Source organism: Pseudomonas sp. Marseille-QA0332, assembly GCF_054950175.1.
Window position 1 is genome coordinate 1,169,447 of sequence record NZ_CM143106.1, and the last position, 20,599, is coordinate 1,190,045.

Here is a 20,599-nt window from a genome sequence, read left to right on the forward strand (position 1 = left end):
GCCTGCGAGGTGGATGTGGCTGCATATACGTTGAGACAACTAAGATATTTCGTCACCACCGTGGAGGCTGGCAGCGTCGCCGAAGCGTCCCGACAGCTCTATATCGCACAGCCCTCGATTTCGACGGCAGTGAAGAATCTGGAAGAAAGCTTCGGGGTCCAGCTGTTCATTCGCCACCACGCCCAGGGCGTATCGTTGACGCCTAGCGGCAAGCGCTTCTACCACAAGGCCAAGGAGCTGCTGCGCCTGGCCCATGAATTCGAGCAGAATGCCCTGGCGGACAACGATATCGTCACCGGGCAGATCGATATCGGCTGCTTCGAGACGGTAGCCCCTTTGTACCTGCCGCAACTCATCGCCGAATTCAGCCAGCTCTATCCCGGCGTCGACATTCGGATTCGCGATGGCGATCAACAGGAACTGGTGCAGGGGCTGACCGCCGGCTCGTTCGACCTGGCGATTCTCTACGACCACGAGCTGGACAACACCATCGAAACCGAGCCATTGATGCCGCCTCAGAAGCCCTACGTGCTGCTGCCGGCCAATCACCGCTTCGCCAGGCAGTCACAGGTGTCGCTACGGGACCTGGTCATGGAGCCGATGATCCTGCTGGACGTGTTGCCCAGCCGCACCTACTTCGTCAGCCTTTTCCACGAGCTGGGGCTTACCCCGAACATCGTCTTCGGCTCGCCTTCGATCGAGATGGTCAGGGGAATGGTCGGGCAGGGGTTCGGCTTCTCGTTGCTGGTGACGCGGCCCCATTCGACCAGCACCTATGACGGCAAGACCGTCGTCATGCTGGACGTAGCCGAGCCTGTGACCATGTCCGGATTGGCCAGCGCCCGGCTGCGCAAGGCCCAGTTGACCAAGCCCGCGCAACTGTTCATCGATTTCTGCAAGCAGCGCCTGACCGAGCTGAGCCAGCAGCGCTGAGGCGCGGGTTCGGCCCTGGCCACGGGCTGCTCCAGGCGACCTGTGGCCAGAGGCGTCAGGCGCTGAGATGAGCGGCCAGTCGACGCAACATTCGATCACACCGGTCCAATTGCTCGAGCGTGACGAATTCATCGGGCTTGTGCCCTTGGTCCATGCTACCCGGCCCGCAGACCACCGTCGCAATCCCGGCCTGGTCGAACAGGCCGCCCTCGGTACCGAAGGCTACCGTGCCAAACTCCGCCGATTCGCAAATGGACGCCAGTAACCGTGCCGCCTCGCTGTCACGAGAGGTGGCGAGCCCGGGATAGGCGCTCAATGGTCGAAGCCTGATGTCGGTATCCGGATCGACCGCGCGCATGCGTGGCAGCAGCGCTTGCGTGGCGTAACGTTCCAGCGACGTGGCGATCTGCTGGGCGTCGAAACCTGGCAAGGCGCGCACCTCGAAATCGAATTCGCATTCGGCCGGGACAATGTTAAGCGCTGTCCCTCCCTTGATCACACCGGTCTGGATGGTCGAGAAGGGGGGATCGAAGCGGTCGTCGTGCTGGCTGGGCTCGGCGAGTTCCTCGCCCATTGCGCCGAGCCGCCCGATCAGCTTCGCCGCATACTCGATGGCGTTGACCCCGTAAGGCGCATAGGCCGAGTGACAGGCAGCGCCCTTGACCTGGCAGCGCATGGCCAGCTTGCCCTTGTGACCGAGCACGGGCTTGAGCTCGGTAGGTTCGCCAATCAGGCACAGCTTGGGCCGGTTCGGGCGTTTCTCCAGTTCGGCGAGCATGGACCGCACGCCCAGGCAGCCGACTTCCTCGTCATAGGAAAAAGCCAGGTGCACGGGCAAGCGTAAATCGGCGCGAAGAAAGGTGGGCACGGCGGCAAGCACGCAAGCGATGAAGCCTTTCATGTCGGCCGCGCCACGTCCGAACAGCTTTCCGTCCACCTCGGTCAGCTGGAACGGATCGACCGTCCACGCCTGGCCGTCTACCGGCACGACGTCGGTATGGCCCGAGAGCACCACGCCGCCTGGCACATCCGGGCCAATCGTCGCGAACAGATTGGCCTTGGTCTCCTGCTCGTTGTAGAAGAGCTCGCTGCGAACTCCCAGCCCTGCCAGGTAGTCCTGAACGTGCCGGATCAAGCCGAGATTGGAATCGCGGCTGACGGTGGCGAAACCGATCAGCCGTGCCAGCAGGTCGCGACTCGATGCTTCATTCATCGCCTGGTACCCCGTAGCTCGGCGCCGCTGTAGGATCGAGCGCGCGGGTCAGGTAATCCTGCATCTGCGGCTGGTAGGCGCTCCAGAGGGCTGTCAGCTCGCCGATCGGATCATGCTCGGCCCAGTCCACCCGAAGGTCCACGATCGGCCAGACCAGGTCGCCGACGATCTGTATCGCGGCCGAGTGCACCGGGCCTGCTTCGCCACCGGCGGCCATGGCGGCGTGCATGGCCGCGAGCAGGCGATCGGCGAGCTGGCCCGGTGCGTCCTCGAAGGCTCGCACCATGGCCCGGATCACCTCGGGGCTGGAGAGCAGGTTGCCCGCGGCGGCGCACTGTTCGCCCGCAACCGCCTCGTGAATGCCCAGGGCCTGCTTGCCGCTGAACAGGGCGACCCTGCCTTCGCTGTCGATTACCGTCACCTGGCGATACTCGCTCCAGCCATTGGCATTGAGCGCCTTGTCGAGGGCTTCGGCGGGGCTCGCCTGGTGTCCCTCCAACAGATCGAGAATCTGCGGCCCCAGCGCGGGTAGCGTAACGTTCTGTGTCGCGACGGCGCCAACGCCCGCGCGGACCCAGGGGCAGCGCGCCCCGACGGCGATGCTCGACGAACTGATGGCGATACCGAGCTGTCCCGTTTCGCCGCAGCGGCCAATGATGGAAAACGTCATGTTCTGCACCTCAAATTGATTGGTCCAGACTGGACCTGGTCATGTGTGTACAAAACCGTCTTTGCCGACGCCAGTGGCACGGGCAGCCGTGACGCGCCGGGCCCAGGCGTGGGGAGGACGGCCAAGCTCATTCTTGGAGTGCGCCTACGTGGCGCTGGGGGCTCTTAGCGTTGTGCAGAATAAAGTCCGCAGCTTTCTCGCCTATCATGATGCAGGGCGCATTGGTATTGCCGCTGATCAAGGTCGGCATGATCGATGCATCCGCGACCCGAAGGTTGGCGATTCCCCGGACCTTCAAGTCCGGTGCCACCACGCTCATTTCGTCCGTGCCCATCTTGCAGGTGCCGACTGGGTGAAAGACGGTAGCTCCGTACTGGCGGATATAGTCGAGCAGTTGCTCATCGGTCTGGACATGCTTGCCTGGCAGCATTTCTTCCCCACGAATGGCATCGAAGCTGCTGTCGGCCATGATCCTGCGAGCCAGCTTCAATCCTTCGACCAGCACTTTCGCATCCTCTGGATTAGACAGGAAATTGAAGTCCAGGTGGATCTTGCCATCCCGCTTGAGCTTCAACTCACCGATGCTCTTTGGCCGCAGCACGCAGGTGTGCACGGCGTAGCCATGCCCCCATTCGAACAGGCGACCACGATGGCTGCGATAGCCAGGCACGAAATGGAACTGGACGTCCGGAATATCCGTGGCCAGCGGGGTCTTGGCGAAGCCACCCGCTTCGACGTAGTTGGTGGTCAACCAGCCTTTCTTGCCGAACAGATACTTGAGCGGAGAAGCGATGATGTTCGGCAGGGCTGGCGCCGAGAAGCCGAGCGTCAGCGGACTTTTCGAGCGGATCGTGATCAAGCCGTCGAGGTGGTCCTGAAGGTTCTTGCCGACGCCTGGCAGGTCTTGCTTTACCTCAATGCCTACTGCTTCGAGTTCAGCCCTGGGCCCGATGCCGGACGCGAGCAGCAATTGCGGGCTGCCCAGGGCGCCTGCGCAGAGGATGATCTCCGTCTTCGCGAGTAGCGCGACCGATGCACCGTTGGCCCTGATCTGTATGCCCTTGGCCGTGCTGTCTTCGATGATCAGGTGATCCACCGCGCAGTCGGTCATGACGGTCAGGTTCGGCCGCTCGCGCACAGGTGCAACGAAGGCACGATAGCTGGACAGCCGCTTGGCATCCTTCTGGGTCACATTGTAGATCCCGACACCTTCGAGCACATCGCCGTTGAAATCATCGTTCCGGCGAATTCCCAGGCGCTCGGCCGCCTGGACGAACACACGAGAGATGGGGTTCGGATCACGGGGCGCATCGACGTAAAGCTCACCCTCGGTACCGTGCAGACGTGAATTTTGGCCCAGCAGGTTTCGTTCGGATTTCTTGAAATAGGGCAGTACATCATTCCACCCCCAGCCTGGGCACCCGGCCTGCTCCCAGCGATCATAGTCGCTGGCATGGCCGCGAATATAGATCATGCTGTTCATGGAACTTGAGCCACCTAACGCCTTGCCGCGCGGTGTGTGCAGCTTGCGGTCGTTCATGTGCTTCTGCGGCACGGAGTAAAAGTTCCAGCTGTACTTCCTGCTCTTGTACAGCGTGATCGTGCCTGCGGGCGTCTGGATACGAACATTGTTGTCGTGGCTGCCTGCTTCGACCAGACAAACCTTCACGCGCGGATCGGCGCTCAGTCGATTGGCCAGCACGCAGCCGGAAGAGCCCGCGCCGACGATTATGTAATCAAAGGTGGACATCAGGCGTTTCTCCCGAGTGTTTGTGCTTGAGCGCCGCTACGACGACTGGCGAAGTAATAGACCGGCGAGATCACGGCCAGGCCCACGATCCACGAGATATCGGCACCGCCCATGGCCTCGGCCACCGAGCCGGTGTAGAGGGCCGTCGACATGAACGGAACCTGCACGAGCACACCGAGGATGTAGCAGCCGACCGCCGTCCAGTTCACGTAGCCATAGATGCCGCCATCTCGGCGGAAGAACGACTGCACGTCGTACTGGCCATGGGCAACTAGGTAGTAGTCGACCAGATTGATCGCCGTCCAGGGAATGAGCACGTACAGCAGCAGGAGGATGAAGTTGGTGTAGTTCACCATGAAGTCGTCCTTGCCAAGGATGGCCAACGCGATCGAGACACTGAACAGTACCAGCGCAGTGACGGCGCGCGCGGCCGCGCCAGCGGACCATCGCGGAACCAGGGTCTGTCCCACGGTGATCGCAGACAGGGTGCCGCAGTACAGGTTCATGGCATTGGTAGCGGCGATACCCAGCGAGAACACCGCAACAACTAAGGTAGCGATGCCTCCAGTCATGTCGATCAGGCCGGCAATGACGTCGCCTTCGACGCTCAGGCCGATGAACACGCCCAGGATCATCGGTAGGATAGAACCCAGGCAGCAGCCCCAGTAGCTGGCGTGAAATGCCGCGCGGCTGCCGGTATCGGCGGGCATGTAGCGCGAGTAGTCGGAAACATAGGGTGCGTACGCCAACTGCCAGAGCGCCGCGACCGATACGGCGCCAAGGAAACCTGCGGTAGTGAAACTGTTGCGCTCGAAGAAACCTTGCGGCAAGCCGTGGACGCCGATGATCCAGATGAAGCACAGCACCAGTACCGCCCCGGATACCCAGGACATCACCCGGGCATAGCCATGGATCAGGCGATAGCCGAACACCGTGGCGACCACACTGATCACGCCTACGAGAAAGATACCCTGATCGGTGCTCAGCGAAGGGTAGCGTTCATGAAGGGATTGCCCGCCCAGAACCAGGTTGGAGGCGAAGAAACCCAGGTACATGATTACCACGAGACCGACTACCAGCAGCGATCCGTAGGAGCCGAACTGCCCGCGTGTCTGGACCATCTGCGGAACGCCCAGTTGCGGTCCTTGGGCCGAGTGCAGGGCCATGAAGATGCCGCCGGTGAGGTTGCCGAGGATGACTGCTCCCAAGGCCCAGAAGAATGACAAGTTGAAGACCGTGACGGCCAGCGCGCCTGTCACCACCGTCAGCAACATGATGTTGGAACCGAACCAGATGGTGAAAAGATCACTCGCCCGACCATGGCGCTGGTCAGCTACGATGGGTTGGATGGTGCTCAGCTCGATCGATGTCGGAGATGAATCTTTATTGTTCATGATTATTGTTCTCTGAGTCGCAAGGCATAGCCGGCTTCATTGGCCCGCAAAAGGTCGAGGCCGGCTGTCTTCCAGGCGAACATTCGCCTGACAGGGCTTGGCCTCGCCTTGGTCACCAGTGGGTCAATGCGCTTGCCAATCGTCCGGGATCACTGCGATCACATCGATTTCCATCAGCCATTGGGGCTGGGCCAGTCCGGAGACCACCAGCCCGGTGGAAATGGGAAACACGCCCTTGAGCCATTTGCCCACCACCTGGTAGACCGGCTCGCGGTAGCGTGGGTCGATGATGTAGGTGGTGGTCTTGACGATATGCGACAGATCGCTGCCTGCCTCTTCGAGCAGCTGCTTCACGTTCTGCATCGCCTGCTCGGTCTGCGCCGCCGGGTCGCCCAGGCCAACCAGGCGACCCTCGAAGTCAGTGCCGACCTGGCCGCGAACGTAGACGGTATTGCCGGCACGCACGGCCTGGCAGAGGTCATTGTCCAGCGACTGGTTCGGGTAGGTCGCCTTGGTGTTGAACATCCGGATGCGGGTATGAGTCGCCATCGTTTTCTACCTGTTAGTGGATTTTCAGCCGTGGATCTGGAGATTTTCGGCGCGCGGGGCGCTCACTGGCCAGCCTGCCGTTCGCCCGGCGCGCGGTAGGCCTGGTAGGTGCGCTGGGTCGCGATATGGCCTGCGACGTGCTTGGCGTCGTGCCATACGCCCCAGATGAAGCTGGAGCCGCGACGGGACAGCCATGGCAGCCCGAGGAAGTAGACGCCGGGCTCGCTCGATACACCGCGTTGATGCTTCGGCTTGCCGTTCTCGTCGAAGGCGTTGACCTTCAGCCAGCTGTAGTCCACCGAGTAGCCAGTGGCCCAGATGATCGAGGTGATGCCCGCTTCGGCGAGGTCCAGCTCCAGGATGGGATGGGTGACGCAGTCTGGGTCGGGGTACTTGGCACGGGCTTCTGGCTCTTCTGGAAGATCCAGGCCATTGCGCGCGATGTAGGCGTCCGCGGCATCGAGCAGTGACAGGTAGTTCTCGTCACCGGCTGCCAGGTTGGCGGCCAGGTCGTTCTGGAACGTCACCTTGCCGTCGTCGAACGACCTGGTCAGGCCTACCAAGGTCATGCCTTGGTGCGCCAGGCCACGGAAATCGACGGTATTGCCGCCACGGGCGCCGCTCACGGCGATGGTGACGTGTTCGCGTCCCTTCTTGACGGTCTCGGCGTCCCATTCGCCTAGCACACCCAGCCACCAGCAGAAATCGCGGTTGCGGTAAGCCCGTGGCGGCCGGTCGTGGGCGCCGACCGACAGGTAGACTTTCTTCCCGGCGCGCTGCAGTTCATCGGCGATCTGCACCCCGGACGATCCTGCACCGACCACCAGCACGGCCCCTTGTGGAAGCTGCTCGGGGTTGAAGTAGGCAGCGGAGTGGATCTGGTACAGGCCGCCGTCCTTTGGCGCGATGGGCGGAATGACAGGTTTCTGGAAGGGGCCGGTGGCCACGACCACCCGGTTGGCTTCGATCACGCCTTCGCAGGTTTCCACGGTGAAGCCAGGACGGTCGAGATTACGGGTGACCGCCTTGACCTCCACACCCGTACGGATCGGGGCATTGAATTTTTGCGCATAAGCCTCGAAGTAGGCGGCGACACGCTCCTTGGGTGCGAAGGCGTCAGGGGCCAGATCGTCGAATTCCATGCCAGGGAAACGGTCATGCCAGGCCGGGCCGTTGGCCACCAGCGAATCCCAGCGACCGGTGCGCCAGGCTTCAGCGATGCGGTTGCGTTCCAGGACCAGGTGAGGGACGCCCAGGTTGCTCAGGTGTTCGCTCATGGCAATACCTGCTTGGCCTGCGCCTACTACAAGCGTGTCTATTTGTGTTTTTTGTACTGGCATTTCTGAGTCCTTCGAAAGGCAGGTGTGAATCAGGTCGGCCATGGCTTGGCTGTGTGTGCAACCCCTTCGAATGTCTATCGAGCTGGCAGCAGCCAGGTCCCGCTGCCAGCCAGGGGGGCATGGATCACATTCTGTTCAGCGGCAGGGTTCAGCGAAATTATGATTTTTGTCGCTGCTGCCAAGGAAAAAGCTGTCAAGCCCGTAATTCGGGGGCTGCATGGGTCGACGCGGCACGGCAGTGGGCAAAATCGCTGGCGCGAGCCGCCACGAATCGTCCGGCCGGAGCTGCCTGCGGCCCTGCGCCGTTGCGCTCGATTGCCTGGCAAAGCCAACAACTCGCGCTCCCGGCTGGCGCACGCTGGGGTTTTCAAGGAAGAATGTCATCCCCCTTGAGGGGGATGGTCGGGCCTGGCTGCGCGTGACACGCTTGGCGCAAAAACGACACGGTCGGCCTCGTGTCAGACAATCACGACGGATGGACACATTGGTGGATTGCACTCGACTGTCTTCGACCGAGTGGTTCGGGGCGATGGCGAAAGTCACCGCTGCCCTCGGCGCGTCCGGCTTCGCCAGGGCATTGTTCGACGCCCTGGCCCAGGTTGGCCCGGTAAAGGCCACCACGGTGTACCTCTACCCGCATCAGGGCCTGCCTTCGGCATGGTTCGAATGCGACGGCTCAGGCCCCTGGTTGCCCGAAGGTAACGTGCAAAGATACCTGTCGGGCTTCTATCTGCTCGATCCGTTCTACCAGGCCTGTATCGAAGGCACAGGTTCGGGATGCTACGCATTGGCTGAAGTGGCACCCGATCATTTCAAGCTCAGCGAGTACTACCTGGCGTTCTACCGGCACTCGCACTTCGAGGATGAGATCAACTACATCCTGCAGCTGGAAAAAGACCTGAGCGTGGCTGTTTCGCTGGCTTTCACCGACGAACTCGATGAAGCGATGAAGGCACGGTTCACCTGCATCGGGCCCTGGGTGCTGGCCGTTTTGGGCAAGCATTTCGACGGTTACCAGGACCGTGGCGGGCGGGTCGAGCGCGTCTGGGAGCAACGGATCCACGCCGCGCTGAACAAGTTTGGCTGCTCCTTGCTGACCGAGCGCGAATGCCGCATCGCCCAGCTCATCCTGCGCGGTCACTCGACCAGGTCGCTGGCCGAGCGCCTGGGCGTTTCGGAAGAAACCATCAAGTCCCATCGCAAGCACGTCTACGCGAAACTCGACATCAGCACCCAGTCGGAGCTGTTCGCCCTGTTCATCGACGCCCTGGCCAATGCCCAGGGCGTGCTCGGCCGGGATCCGCTGGAGAGCTACATGGGCAAGCCACGCTGAGTGTCATCGCCTGGCGTGCGGCACGGTCGGGACCATGCCGCACAAGACGCTGACCGACACCCGTCGGCGTCCTGTCATCGCTCGGTCAGTCGGCCATCTGCAGCTCGGGCAGCTTCACCCGCAATGCCCGGGTGAGCCCCAGCAGGAAGATCGCGCCCACGCCCATCCAGCACAGGCCAATGGTGAAGGACATGCTCGACAGGCTGGTCCACAACCACAAGGTGCTGAGCAAGCCCAGCCCCGGCACAAGTCCATAGCGTAGGCAGTTGCCTGCGCCGCGCAGTTTCCGGTCGACCAGATAGTGCTTGGTCACGGCCAGGTTGACCATCGAGAAGGCGAACAGCGCCCCGAAGCTGATCATGCTGGCGACGGTTTCCAGGCTGATCACCAGAGCGCTCAGCGATACCAGCGCCACCAGCATGATCGCGCAGGCAGGCACGCGCTTGTTGGTGACCAGTTGGCCCAGGACCCGTGGCAGTGCCCCATCGCGGCCCATGGCGAACAGCACCCGCGAGACGCTGGCCTGGGAGACCATGGCCGAGGCGAAACAGCCGGCGACGTAAGTGGCCGTGAAGGCATTGGCCAGCAGTTGCCCGCCAGCGCTGCGCATGACATCGACCGCAGCCGAATCCGGATTGGCGAAGCTGCTCCAGTCTGGATGCACCAGCTGGGCGAAGTAAGACACCAGGAGAAACAGCAACCCACCGCTCAGGGACACCGCCATGATCGCCCTGGGTATGCGGCGGGTCGGGTCCGAGGTTTCCTCGGCCATGGTCGACACCGCATCGAAGCCGACGAACGACAGGCACAGCACCGCGGCACCGGCCATGATTGCCGAGACACTGAACCCCTCATGGTAGAACGGCGCGGTCAGCGACACCGGCTGGGCCTGGCTGGCCACGCTGCTGAAGGACAGGGCGACGAACACCACGATGAATGCCAGTTGGGCGACGACCAGGATCCAGTTGACCCGGGTGACCGACTCGATACCGATCAGGTTGAGGAAGGTCACCAGGCTGATCGAACCCAATACCCACACCCAAGGGTGAATGCTCGGGAAATATTCCGACATGTAGATGCCGATTAGCAGGTAGCTGAGCAGCGGCAGGAAGATGTAGTCGAGCAGCAGCGTCCAGCCGGCCATGAACCCGGCGCAGGCGCCGAACGCCTTGCGCGTATAGGTATACACGGAGCCGGAGTAGGGATGTGCCTGAACCATCCGCCCGTAGCTGTAGGCAGTGAACAACATGGCCCCGAGGGTAAGCAGGTAGGCGGTCGGCAAGTGACCCTGGGTCGTCTGCGCGACCAGGCCGTAGGCGGAAAACACGGCCAGCGGGACCATGTAGGCAAGGCCGAACAGTACCAGCGCGGTCATGCCCATGGATTTGCGCAAGCGGCCTGGAGAATGCTGCTGCGGCGAGGAAGGCGCCGTGGGCGTGGCGGTTGTCGTTATCGTGTCCATCGCTAACTCCTGAATGTTGGGTGCAGGACGCCGCGGTATCCGAGGGGGTCGGTACCGTTGGAGCGAGGTGCAGAGGAGGGTGGCTGGAACCGAGCGTCGGCGGCTCGGACCTGGTCAAAAGGTGTCGACAAACTCCAGGCCGTCGAGCGCCGTGGCAGCGTTACGCAAAGGTGGCCGTGGATCCGCGAGGCATGCATTCATGGTGTCGTTCTCTTTCTTGTTCGCTCATGAAGGGTAGGACCGCCCGCCATAGGGGGCCGATCTTCAGCAGGTCGGCCAGCGGGCCTCGAGGATGCTCCCATATCCCATGGGCCTTCGATATCACCCTTAGGGGGGAGCCTGACCGGGCATGGCGGGCAGGTTTCGCGTATCCCCCCAAGGGGGGATTTCCGTCCTGGCGACGTTGCGCCAAGCTCGCCGTGCGTCTCTACCAACAAGGAAAACCCGCCATGAACGCGCCTTTCGTACCCCAACGCCAGACCCGTGACTATCAGGCCTCCGATGCCGCGCACCACATCCATGCCTTCCTCGACCAGAAGGCGCTGAACGCCGAAGGGCCGCGGGTAATCGTCGGCGGCGAGCGGCTGCACCTGTGGGATAGCGAAGGCAAGCGTTACCTGGACGGCATGTCCGGGCTGTGGTGTACCCAGCTCGGCTATGGGCGCAAGGACCTGACCACCGCCGCCGCCACGCAGATGGACCAGCTGGCTTACTACAACATGTTCTTCCACACCACCCACCCCGCGGTGATCGAGCTTTCCGAATTGCTCTTCAGCCTGTTGCCTGGGCACTACAGCCACGCCATCTACACCAACTCCGGCTCCGAAGCCAACGAGGTGCTGATCCGCACCGTGCGCCGTTACTGGCAGGTCGTCGGCCAGCCGAGCAAGAAGATCATGATTGGCCGCTGGAATGGCTACCATGGCTCGACCCTGGCCGCCACGGCCCTGGGCGGCATGAAGTTCATGCACGAGATGGGCGGGCTGATTCCGGATGTGGCGCATATCGACGAGCCCTACTGGTACGCCGCAGGTGGCGACCTGAGCCCGGCCGAGTTCGGTCGTCGCTGCGCCTTGCAGCTGGAAGAGAAGATCCTCGAACTAGGCGCCGAGCATGTTGCCGGCTTCATCGCCGAGCCTTTCCAGGGGGCCGGCGGCATGATCTTCCCGCCGGAGAGCTACTGGCCGGAAATCCAGCGCATTTGCCGCCAGTACGATGTGCTGCTGTGCGCGGACGAGGTCATTGGCGGCTTTGGCCGCACCGGTGAGTGGTTCGCCCACGAATACTTCGGTTTCCAGCCCGACACGCTCTCGATCGCCAAGGGCCTGACCTCCGGCTACGTGCCCATGGGCGGTCTGGTGTTGAGCAAGCGCATCGCCGAGGCGCTAGTCGAGCGTGGCGGCGTGTTCGCCCATGGCCTGACCTATTCCGGTCACCCGGTGGCCGCGGCCGTCGCCGTCGCCAACCTCAAGGCGCTGCGCGACGAAGGAATCGTGCACCAGGTGAAGGACGACACCGGGCCATACCTGCAACGAATTCTGCGCGAAGTGTTCGCCAACCACCCGCTCATCGGCCAGGTGCAAGGCGCCGGCCTGGTGGCGGCCTTGCAGTTCGCCGAAGACAAGCCCAGTCGCAAGCGCTACGCCAATGAGAACGACCTCGCCTGGCAATGCCGTACCTACGGCTTCGAGGAAGGGGTGATCATCCGCTCCACGCTGGGGCGGATGATCATGGCGCCAGCGCTGGTGGCCAACCACAGCGAGCTCGACGAGCTGGTGGAAAAGACCCGCAAGGCAGTCGACCGCACCGCCAAGGACCTTGGCAAGCTGTGAACCGCTGAGGTTGCGTCATGGGCCGGGGCCTTGCCTGGTGCTGATGGGCGCTGTTGCGTGAGGCCGCAGCGGCATCAGGCTCAGTCCCGCTCACGCTTCACGAACTCTCGCCCTGGACGCAAAACCGTTCCAGCGAGGCTGAGGCGAGCGACCGGCTACTGACTTGCCGTAAGGCAGTGGATCGGTCTGTCATGCCGCTGATTCGCATGGCAGCACAGTGCATAGAGCCCATTGACCAGATCGCCAGCCGGATCCTCGACAGCACCCAGATGAATATCAACGAACCAGCCGTTGGGTGCCATTCGGGGCAACCTGAACGGGCTGAGGAACCGTCACATGTCTGACAGACCTATGCCGTACAGCAGTCTTGAGCGGTCGGTGCTGTCGAGCACCAGGCGATCACTCAGGCGCGGCGCTCTTGGCCATGGAGCCTGGTGAACTTCAGAGTTGCATCTGCAGCAAACAACCTGCATCGGGTGCGCTGGCCAGCACCTCCAGCTGCAGCGAATGCCGTGCACTGGTGATGTAGAGCGTTGTGCCATCTGCTCCGCCAATGCAGAGGTCGGTGGGGGTGGGCACCGGCAGCCCGACCATGCGCAGTCGTTCAACGTTCGGAGTTCGCCTTCTGTGACGATGTGCGTAGTAACTTGAGCGAGTGACTTCGAACACTTCGCACAAAAAATCAACGTGCATGGTCGCTGAGCTGGTGGATCAGCGCGTACGCTCGAGATCTTCGACATCAGAAGCGCGATAGCCTTTTTTAGTATCGATTTCTCGCGTTCAAGGCGCGTCCGGACTTCCAGCTCTTGGATTTTTTGCTGCTCTGGCGTCAGCGCTTTGCTGGCCGGCGTAACGCCGCCGCGCTCCTGCTGAAGCTGATTAACCCATCGGCGCAGTGCCGACTCGACCAAGCCGAGCGAACGGGCCGCTTCGGCATGGCTGTAGCCTTGATCGAGCACCAGGCAGGCAGCTTCGCGCTTGAACTCAGGGGTAAAGGTAAGGCGTTGCTTGGTCATCGGACACCTCTCTGTGGCGAGCATTCTCGCCTAAATGGGTGTCGGGGGTTAGTAGACCACTACATTCCAATACTTCACCATCATTGCCGGACAGTTGCTGGCATTGCTGACCGTGGTGGTGCTGCAGAATGTGCTGGCGCTAGACGAACTGAAGGCCTGGGGTTGGAGAATCCCGTTCCTGATTGGCGCGGTGAGTGCGCTGGTAGTGGTATACCTACGCCGCTCGATGCTGGAAACAGGACACACCAAGGACATCAAGCACAATGAAGCCGGCTCGATCAAAACCTTGATGCGTCACAAGAAAGCCGTGCTGCTGACCATGGCGATCACGGCGGGCTGCTCGCTGCACTTCTATACGTTCTCGACCTACATGCAGAAATACCTGGTCGTCTCCGCAGGTTTCGAACCCGCCACTGTCAGCTTCATCATGACCGCAGCCCTGATCGTGTTCATGTGCCTGCAGCCGATCTACGGCATGCTGGCTGACCGGATTGGCTCGCGCAACAGCATGATCGCGTTCGGGGTGCTTTCCTGCGTGTTCGTCGTGCCCTTGCTGAGCGGCCTGAAGAACGTCGGCAATCCGTACGAGGCCTTTGCTCTGGTCATGGGTGGTTTGCTCATCGCCGCGTTCTATACACCCGTGACGGGGGTCCTGAAGGCCGACCTGTACCCGGCGACGGTGCGTGCGCTCGGTGTTGGCTTGCCTTATGCGATTGGCAATGCCTTGTGTGGTGGTACGGCCGAATACGTCGCCCTGATGTTACGGGGCGCGGGTGTGGAGTCGTATTTCTACTACTACGTGGCCGCCATAAGCGCTATTACATTGCTGGCTGCTGTACTCATGCCAGATTTACGCAAGCATGGATATCTCGATGGCGCTGGTACCGTTGAAGAAAACACGGGCTTGCGCACGGCCGTTTCGTTCGCCCGCACGCGGGTAGACCGAAGATGAGCGCTGGCAGCCCAATCGCCGAGTGATGCAGACGCCAGCAGCCCCTATTGGGGCTGCTGGCGAAACGCTTCCTACTTGAAAGCCGATTTTTCAAAGATTGGATTTTCTAATTCGCCAGGCCTGCTTTCTCCAGGACCTTGTCAAGCCACGACTGATCAACTACCCCCGTGGCGATCTCCGCTTTGACTTGTTGCTCGTGCGCCTCGTGTGCTCGTGCCATCGTGAGCACCTGCTCCGCGAGTTCCTGCGGAAAAGCAACGACGCCATCTTCGTCACCAACGATGATGTCGCCTGGATTGACGATCATACCGCCCACGGAAACGGGCACGTTGATTTCACCGGGACCACTTTTGTATGGTCCGCAGTGAACAACGCCCCGTGCGTAGCATGGGCTGTTCCTGAAACTATCCACGTCACGGATCGCTCCATCCACCACGAAACCGACACACCCGCGTTGCTCCGCGTAAAGCTTAATCAGTTCGCCGATGACGGCGTTGTTGGTATCGCCCTGGGCGTCAATTACGAGGACATGCCCCGGTTCGAGGAGGGTCAGCGCTTTATAGATAAACAAGTTGTCGCCCGGACGCGTTTTAACGGTCAAGGCAGTGCCGACAATTTTGCCCGAAGTGTTGTAGCGCGTGAGACCGCGTGCACCAATATGCCGACCAAGGTTGTCACTGATGTGGGGAGTAACAACCGAACGGAAAGACTCAATGACGTGGGCATGAGCGAGTGCAGGCGAGGGGAGAACACGAGACCCGGGTAACAGCATGATCATCTCCTGAATGACGTAGACCCAATGGGGAGCCTGTCGATGGTAGAAAAGATCAGCTTTTACTTTTAGCGATATTTATTGATGCTAAATTATCACCTTAGGCGATGATTAGCCGGCTGAAATCGCACGTCTGCTGTGCAAGCCGCGCAACTTCGACGCTTAAGCCCTGATAGCGATCGGCGCGGTGAACACAGGCGTAGGTAATAGGCGGCAACGGCAGGTCTGTACCAACCACTTTCAATCGGCCTTGGCGAATCACCGAACCCATACACGCCAGGGGAAGGTAGCTAATCCCGACGCCAGAAATGGCTAAACCGACCTGTGCGACCAGATAGTTACTGTTCAACGTTCTGTTCAAGCGCACATTGTGCTCTGCCAGCCACTTCTCGTAGGTCTGCCCAGTGCCGGAGCTGCCGCCTTGCGTGAGCACGGTGAGCGAGGAAAGCTGCTGCAGTTCCATGGTCTCGTCGCTCGGGTAGAGCGATGGGGCACACATCCATGCATTTTCCACTGCAGCCAAGGGGGTGGTGATGAAGCGAGCATCCTGAAAGATGTCGGGTACGATGATGAGATCGAGTTCATCGGCCTCCAATCGACGCAGCAAATCGGTGCTCAATTCAATGGAGGGCTCCAGATCGACCCTGGGATAGCTTTGGTGAATACGATCAACCAGGGTTGGTAGCCAGGTCAGCGCGGTAAGCTCTGTGACACCGATCCTGAATCGCCTGACCAATGTTTCCTTGGAACTGATGCGCTCCAGCAAGTCGTCCCGCTGTCGCAGCATTTCAACGGCGCACTCGTATAGTTCAACCCCTTTTTGGGTGAGGCGTGCGCTGCGCTTGGATCGATCGAAAATTGATACGCCGAAGGCATCTTCCAGCTCCTGCACTCGCTTGGAGATTGCCGATTGCGACATGTTGAGCTTGGTTGCCGCTGACTCAAAGCTGCCCAGCTCGACGACCCAAAAAATGGCTTCAATCTGCTTCAGTGTGATCAATTGGCAAATCCAACGTTGAAGTACCTATTCCAGAGCAGCTCAATGGCTATGAACGCTCTGCTGGTCCGCTATAAATTCTCCACCAAAAGTGATGAGTTGTGGTGAGTTTTTGTCGCTTTTTTTCTCCTTTGCGCGCGCCTAGATTACGCTCGAATTACAAAAACAAAGGGTGTACTAGTATGTCGACCGCTGAAATTGCCCATGCCAAAGGGCGCAGCAGCTACCGGTGGATAGTGGCCGGGATGATTTTTTCGATCTACACCATCGCCGCTGCCGATCGAGCCAACCTGGGCGTCGCGCTACCTTTCATTCGCAAAGAATTTGAGATGAGCAATGCCGAAGCGGGTGGGCTGATGAGCCTGTTCCTGCTTGCCTATGCATTGGCTCAAATTCCCGCAGGACTGGCATTCAGCCGTTTTGGCGTGAGCCGAATACTCCCGGCAGCGATGATCATGACGTCCGCATTGACTGGGTTGGTCGGCACCGCGGGCTCGCTCATCGCGCTGAAGCTCTACCGTTTTGGTCTTGGCCTGGCTGAGGGGCCACTTCCTATCAGTATGACGACAACAATCAACAACTGGTTTCCTGCAAGGGAGAAAGGCATCGCCTCAGGCATATTTCTGTCTGCCGTGAAATTTGGCCCGGTCATCGTTCCGCCGCTGTGTGCAGTGATCATCTCGGTTTGGGGGTGGCGGGAAGTGTTCTACTTCTTTGCTCTCCCAGGCATTTTGCTGTCGATCCTCTGGTACTTCATGATTGCGGATCACCCGTCCAAAAGCCGTTTTGTAAACCAGGCCGAACTGGATTACATCTCGGATCAGACACCGCAGGATCCGGTGGCAGTCGCTAGCGCCAAACAGAAAAAAAATGAGCAGGGCCTAAAGCGCCTGGACTTTCTGATTCGACGTCGTGAAGTAGCCCCATTGGAAACCAAGCGGCAGGTGTTCGGCTCGTGGTTGATCTGGGGCTGTGCCGCCAGTTACTGCTTCCAGTTGGGTGTATCGAGTGTGCTGCTGTCCTGGATTCCGACCTACTTGATCACGGTCAAAGGTTTCTCCGTGATGAACATGGGACTCGTCTCTGCGGCACCATGGGTTGGTGCGGTGCTGGGCAACCTGGTGGGCGGCTACTGTTCAGACCGTTGGTTGGGTGGGCGACGCAAGCCAGGGATGCTGCTATCGGCTCTGGGCACGTCGATCATGATGTACCTCCTGATCAACTCGCCATCGGATCCTTTCCTCTACGGTTTGCTTTTGATGGCCACAGGAATGGTGCTGAGCTTTGGCTTCTCTTCTTACATGGTCTACCCCATGGCGTTGGCGACCAAGGCAACGTTCCCGATCGCGAATGCAATCGTCAATATGATTGGGCAGTTGGGCGCTGCCGCCACGCCATTTCTCACCGGCCTGCTGCTCGATAGCTACGGCTGGAACTACGTATTTACTTACCTCGCAATCGGGTCCCTTGCCAGTTTTGTACTGCTGCTGACCATCGTCGAGCCGATTGCCAAGGCGAACCGAGCGTGACTTCGTCACGGCTGAGCCTGCAAATTTCTGCCAATCAAACTGTTGAGAGGAGCTAACGATGCATCCAGAAGATAAAGAGCTGATTGCCCTGTTCGAAGGGCTGGATACCCCGGGCGTTTCCGATGCGCTGGATAAATTGGGCTTGCCGGGTCACTGTTTTGGGGTGATGCCGCTGGACAACTACAAGCAGGTTGTCGTCGGGCCTGCATTCACGGTTCGATATGTCTCTGCCAGCGTCCCTCCAGGCACTGTTGGTGATTTCGTGGACGATGTGGCAGAAGGCGATATAGTCGTCATCGACAATGATGGCCGTACCGACTGCACGGTTTGGGGCGATATCATGACCCAGTACGCAGGCGCCCGCAAAATCGCCGGCACAATAATCGATGGGGTCTGCCGCGATGTGAACAAAGCGCTTGGTGATGGCTACCCTCTGTTCACCAAAGGACGCTTCATGCGTACGGGTAAAGACCGCGTGCAGGTGGACTCGGTGAATCAGCCGGTTTCCATCGGTCAAGCGCGTGTTTGCCCACGGGATATCGTAGTGGCGGATGCCAACGGTGTCGTTATCGTACCTCGCGAGCGGGCCCATGAGGTTTCAGCAGTGGCCCGACAGATCGAGGCTATTGAAGCTGATATTCGTGAGTTGATCAGCAAGGGGCGTACGCTCAAGCAAGCGCGCGAAGAGCTGGGCTATCACACGCTGCAGCGCAAGTCGTAAGCCATAGTTCCAAGGGGTCGCTTTGCGGCCCCTTCGCAGTACGGCAAGGCACCCGCGAGTACCCACAAACCGTTGTTCCTATGGGCAGATGCGGTTAACTAGCTTGATCTCTTCAAGCTAGGAGTCCCCGGTTAAGGCTGAGCTCCGTGAACAGTAGCTTCGTGCGGGCTTTTCACCGCGCCCCCGAGCTCAACCTGTAGTGGTCTAATGAAACCGGATACCCATTTAGGCGAGAATGCTCGCCACAGAGAGGTGTCTGATGACCAAGCAACGTCGTACCTTTACCCCTGAGTTCAAGCGCGAAGCTGCCTGCTTGGTGCTCGACCAAGGCTACAGCCATGCTGAAGCAGCCCGCTCGCTCGGTTTGGTCGAGTCGGCCCTGCGCCGTTGGGTCAACCAGCTTCAGCAGGAGCGTGGCGGCATCACGCCGACCAGCCAAGCGTTGACGCCAGAGCAGCAAAAAATCCAAGAGTTGGAAGCTCGGATCACGCGCCTGGAGCGCGAGAAATCGATACTAAAAAAGGCTACGGCGCTCTTGATGTCGGAAGATCTCGAGCGCATACGCTGATCCGTCAGCTTAGCGCCCATGAACCCGTTGATTTCCTGTGCGAAGTGTTTGAAATCACTCGCTCAACTTATTACGCGCATCGCCACAAAAGGCGGACGCCTGACGTTGAGCGCCTGAAGTTGCGCAGTCGAGTGAATGAGTTGTTCACACAAGGTCGAGGTGCACCCGGCAACCGCAGCATCAAGTTAATGCTGCAAGATGAAGGCGAGAAAATCGGACGATTCAAGGTGCGCAGCCTGATGCGTGAGCTGTCGCTGGTCAGCAAGCAGCCAGGGTCACACGCTTACAAGAAGCAACGGTGGAGCGGCCGGACATTCCGAATGTGTTGAACCGAGCGTTTGATGTCGACGCGCCAAATCAGGTCTGGTGTGGCGACATCACTTACATTTGGGCGCAGGGTAAATGGCACTATCTGGCGGTTGTCCTCGATCTCTATGCGCGGCGCGTGGTGGGCTGGGCTTTGTCAGAAAGACCGGATGCAGATTTGGTCATCAGTGCGCTGGACGTGGCGTACGAACAACGCGGAAAGCCCCAAGGGCTGCTGTTTCACTCCGATCAGGGATCGCAATAGGGTAGCCGTCAGTTCCGCCAGCGATTGTGGCGCTACCGCATGCGCCAGAGCATGAGCCGTCGAGGCAACTGCTGGAATAATGCGCCGATGGAGCGGGTGTTTCGCAGCTTGAAAACAGAGTGGATACCGGTCACGGGCTACCTGACCGGACAGCAAGCTCAGCGAGACATTAGCCAGTACCTGATAAGACCCCATCAGTTCAACGATGGGCTGGCTCCGGCCAAAGCTGAGGAAAAACTCAAAACTGTGTCCGGGATTAGTTGACCACTACAGAATGTCCACTCATTACGTCTTAGGAATTGGTGGGTCGGAATGTCCACTTAAACCTTTAAATGTCGCTGGAGCCCTTGTGTTACGCGGGCTCCAGGGTTGGTGAGGTTTCGCATCGTCTAATCTGACTTCACTAATTTCTCCTTGGGCAAGGGAGCTATTCCATGTGGAGCAATTCATGAAAAAGTTAGTTAAATCAGTATCTTAGGCTTCAATGGCCAAAGAATTTTTCCACTCATTTCATTGAACGATCAGGCCGGCTCAAGGCATTGGGTGTGCTGAAGCGCCCGGAATACAAGGGCTTGAGGCCGTTAGGGGGCGACTTTCCACTCAAAACGCGATTGGTGCACTTGGAGAGTGTCTAGAAAACCAGGGGCGATTCAGTGGTCGAGCTTCTCAGCTAGCTCTCTGATAAGGAAAGGAACCGGTGATTGCTGAAAAAGCCGCCGGTGAATGGCGAAACTGGATAGCGGACAACAGCTCGTTATTCTAAAACTGCCATAATTTAACATAATGCACATTATGCGCACCTTCATATACAACCTTGCAGCCCGGCAGTAGCGGCAAGAAACCAGCGCCTGACCCTATAACCAAAGCCAAGCCCCGACGACGCATCCGCCACATCGATACTGCCAACCGACCCTGTCCGTGCTTCCTGAGCTACCGGTGCTCTTTTACAGCCCAAGCATATACGACATCCGCGATGGACAACCGTCATCGCTCTCGT

The 20,599-nt window shown here is 59.9% G+C and carries 14 protein-coding genes and 3 pseudogenes; 7 read left to right on the top strand and 10 right to left on the bottom strand.

Going from position 1 to position 20,599, the window contains the following annotated elements:
* Window positions 1–15 precede the first annotated feature (15 nt).
* A complete protein-coding gene (locus tag ACY8GK_RS05625; protein ID WP_462402985.1) occupies window positions 16–933 on the top strand; it encodes a LysR family transcriptional regulator in 918 nt (305 codons plus the stop codon).
* Window positions 934–988: 55 nt separating this feature from the next.
* On the opposite strand, the gene argE is transcribed toward ACY8GK_RS05625, so the two are convergent.
* From argE to ACY8GK_RS05655, 6 genes are all read right to left on the bottom strand, one after another.
* A complete protein-coding gene (argE, locus tag ACY8GK_RS05630; RefSeq protein ID WP_462402546.1) occupies window positions 989–2,146 on the bottom strand; it encodes an acetylornithine deacetylase in 1,158 nt (385 codons plus the stop codon).
* A complete protein-coding gene (locus ACY8GK_RS05635; protein WP_196174678.1) occupies window positions 2,139–2,816 on the bottom strand; it encodes a DUF1028 domain-containing protein in 678 nt (225 codons plus the stop codon). The genes argE and ACY8GK_RS05635 overlap by 8 nt, the downstream gene beginning before the upstream one ends.
* A 127-nt stretch (window positions 2,817–2,943) precedes the next feature.
* The gene (locus ACY8GK_RS05640; RefSeq protein ID WP_462402547.1) at window positions 2,944–4,566 is read right to left on the bottom strand and encodes a GMC family oxidoreductase; all 1,623 of its coding nucleotides are present in this window, start codon (window positions 4,564–4,566) and stop codon (window positions 2,944–2,946) included.
* Window positions 4,566–5,960: a purine-cytosine permease family protein gene (locus ACY8GK_RS05645; protein ID WP_462402548.1), complete on the bottom strand. Its 1,395-nt coding sequence runs from the start codon at window positions 5,958–5,960 to the stop codon at window positions 4,566–4,568. Before ACY8GK_RS05645 ends, ACY8GK_RS05640 begins: the two co-directional genes overlap by 1 nt.
* Before the next feature lie 123 nt (window positions 5,961–6,083).
* A complete protein-coding gene (locus tag ACY8GK_RS05650; RefSeq protein WP_462402549.1) occupies window positions 6,084–6,509 on the bottom strand; it encodes a RidA family protein in 426 nt (141 codons plus the stop codon).
* Between the two features lie 62 nt (window positions 6,510–6,571).
* Window positions 6,572–7,891 (bottom strand): flavin-containing monooxygenase, encoded by a 1,320-nt coding sequence (locus ACY8GK_RS05655; RefSeq protein WP_462402550.1) that lies wholly within the window; start codon window positions 7,889–7,891, stop codon window positions 6,572–6,574.
* Window positions 7,892–8,324: 433 nt separating this feature from the next.
* Here ACY8GK_RS05655 and ACY8GK_RS05660 point away from each other — a divergent pair, with 433 nt between their 5' ends.
* Entirely contained in the window at window positions 8,325–9,182 is an 858-nt protein-coding gene (locus ACY8GK_RS05660) for a helix-turn-helix domain-containing protein (RefSeq protein ID WP_196174675.1), read from the top strand.
* Window positions 9,183–9,267: 85 nt separating this feature from the next.
* On the opposite strand, the gene ACY8GK_RS05665 is transcribed toward ACY8GK_RS05660, so the two are convergent.
* Window positions 9,268–10,644: an APC family permease gene (locus ACY8GK_RS05665; protein WP_462402551.1), complete on the bottom strand. Its 1,377-nt coding sequence runs from the start codon at window positions 10,642–10,644 to the stop codon at window positions 9,268–9,270.
* Window positions 10,645–11,093: 449 nt separating this feature from the next.
* Between ACY8GK_RS05665 and ACY8GK_RS05670 the strand changes: the two genes are divergently transcribed.
* A complete protein-coding gene (locus tag ACY8GK_RS05670; protein WP_462402552.1) occupies window positions 11,094–12,476 on the top strand; it encodes an aspartate aminotransferase family protein in 1,383 nt (460 codons plus the stop codon).
* A 591-nt stretch (window positions 12,477–13,067) separates the two neighbouring features.
* Here the strand turns inward: ACY8GK_RS05670 and ACY8GK_RS05675 are convergent.
* Window positions 13,068–13,492 (bottom strand): annotated as a pseudogene (locus ACY8GK_RS05675) (transposase); the annotation flags it as partial.
* A gap of 61 nt (window positions 13,493–13,553) precedes the next feature.
* Between ACY8GK_RS05675 and ACY8GK_RS05680 the strand changes: the two are divergent.
* A pseudogene (locus tag ACY8GK_RS05680) lies at window positions 13,554–14,444 on the top strand (MFS transporter); the annotation flags it as partial.
* Between the two features lie 106 nt (window positions 14,445–14,550).
* On the opposite strand, the gene ACY8GK_RS05685 reads toward ACY8GK_RS05680, so the two are convergent.
* Window positions 14,551–15,216: an RraA family protein gene (locus ACY8GK_RS05685; RefSeq protein WP_462402553.1), complete on the bottom strand. Its 666-nt coding sequence runs from the start codon at window positions 15,214–15,216 to the stop codon at window positions 14,551–14,553.
* 100 nt (window positions 15,217–15,316) lie between these two features.
* Window positions 15,317–16,216, bottom strand: a complete 900-nt coding sequence (locus tag ACY8GK_RS05690) for a LysR family transcriptional regulator (RefSeq protein ID WP_462402554.1) — start codon at window positions 16,214–16,216, stop codon at window positions 15,317–15,319.
* A 179-nt stretch (window positions 16,217–16,395) separates the two neighbouring features.
* Between ACY8GK_RS05690 and ACY8GK_RS05695 the strand changes: the two genes are divergently transcribed.
* From ACY8GK_RS05695 to ACY8GK_RS05705, 3 genes and pseudogenes are all read left to right on the top strand, one after another.
* Complete coding sequence (locus ACY8GK_RS05695) at window positions 16,396–17,742, top strand: MFS transporter (protein WP_462402555.1); 1,347 nt, start codon at window positions 16,396–16,398, stop codon at window positions 17,740–17,742.
* Between the two features lie 58 nt (window positions 17,743–17,800).
* Window positions 17,801–18,463, top strand: a complete 663-nt coding sequence (locus ACY8GK_RS05700) for an RraA family protein (RefSeq protein ID WP_462402556.1) — start codon at window positions 17,801–17,803, stop codon at window positions 18,461–18,463.
* Between the two features lie 259 nt (window positions 18,464–18,722).
* Window positions 18,723–19,866, top strand: a pseudogene (locus ACY8GK_RS05705) (IS3 family transposase).
* Window positions 19,867–20,599 lie beyond the last annotated feature (733 nt).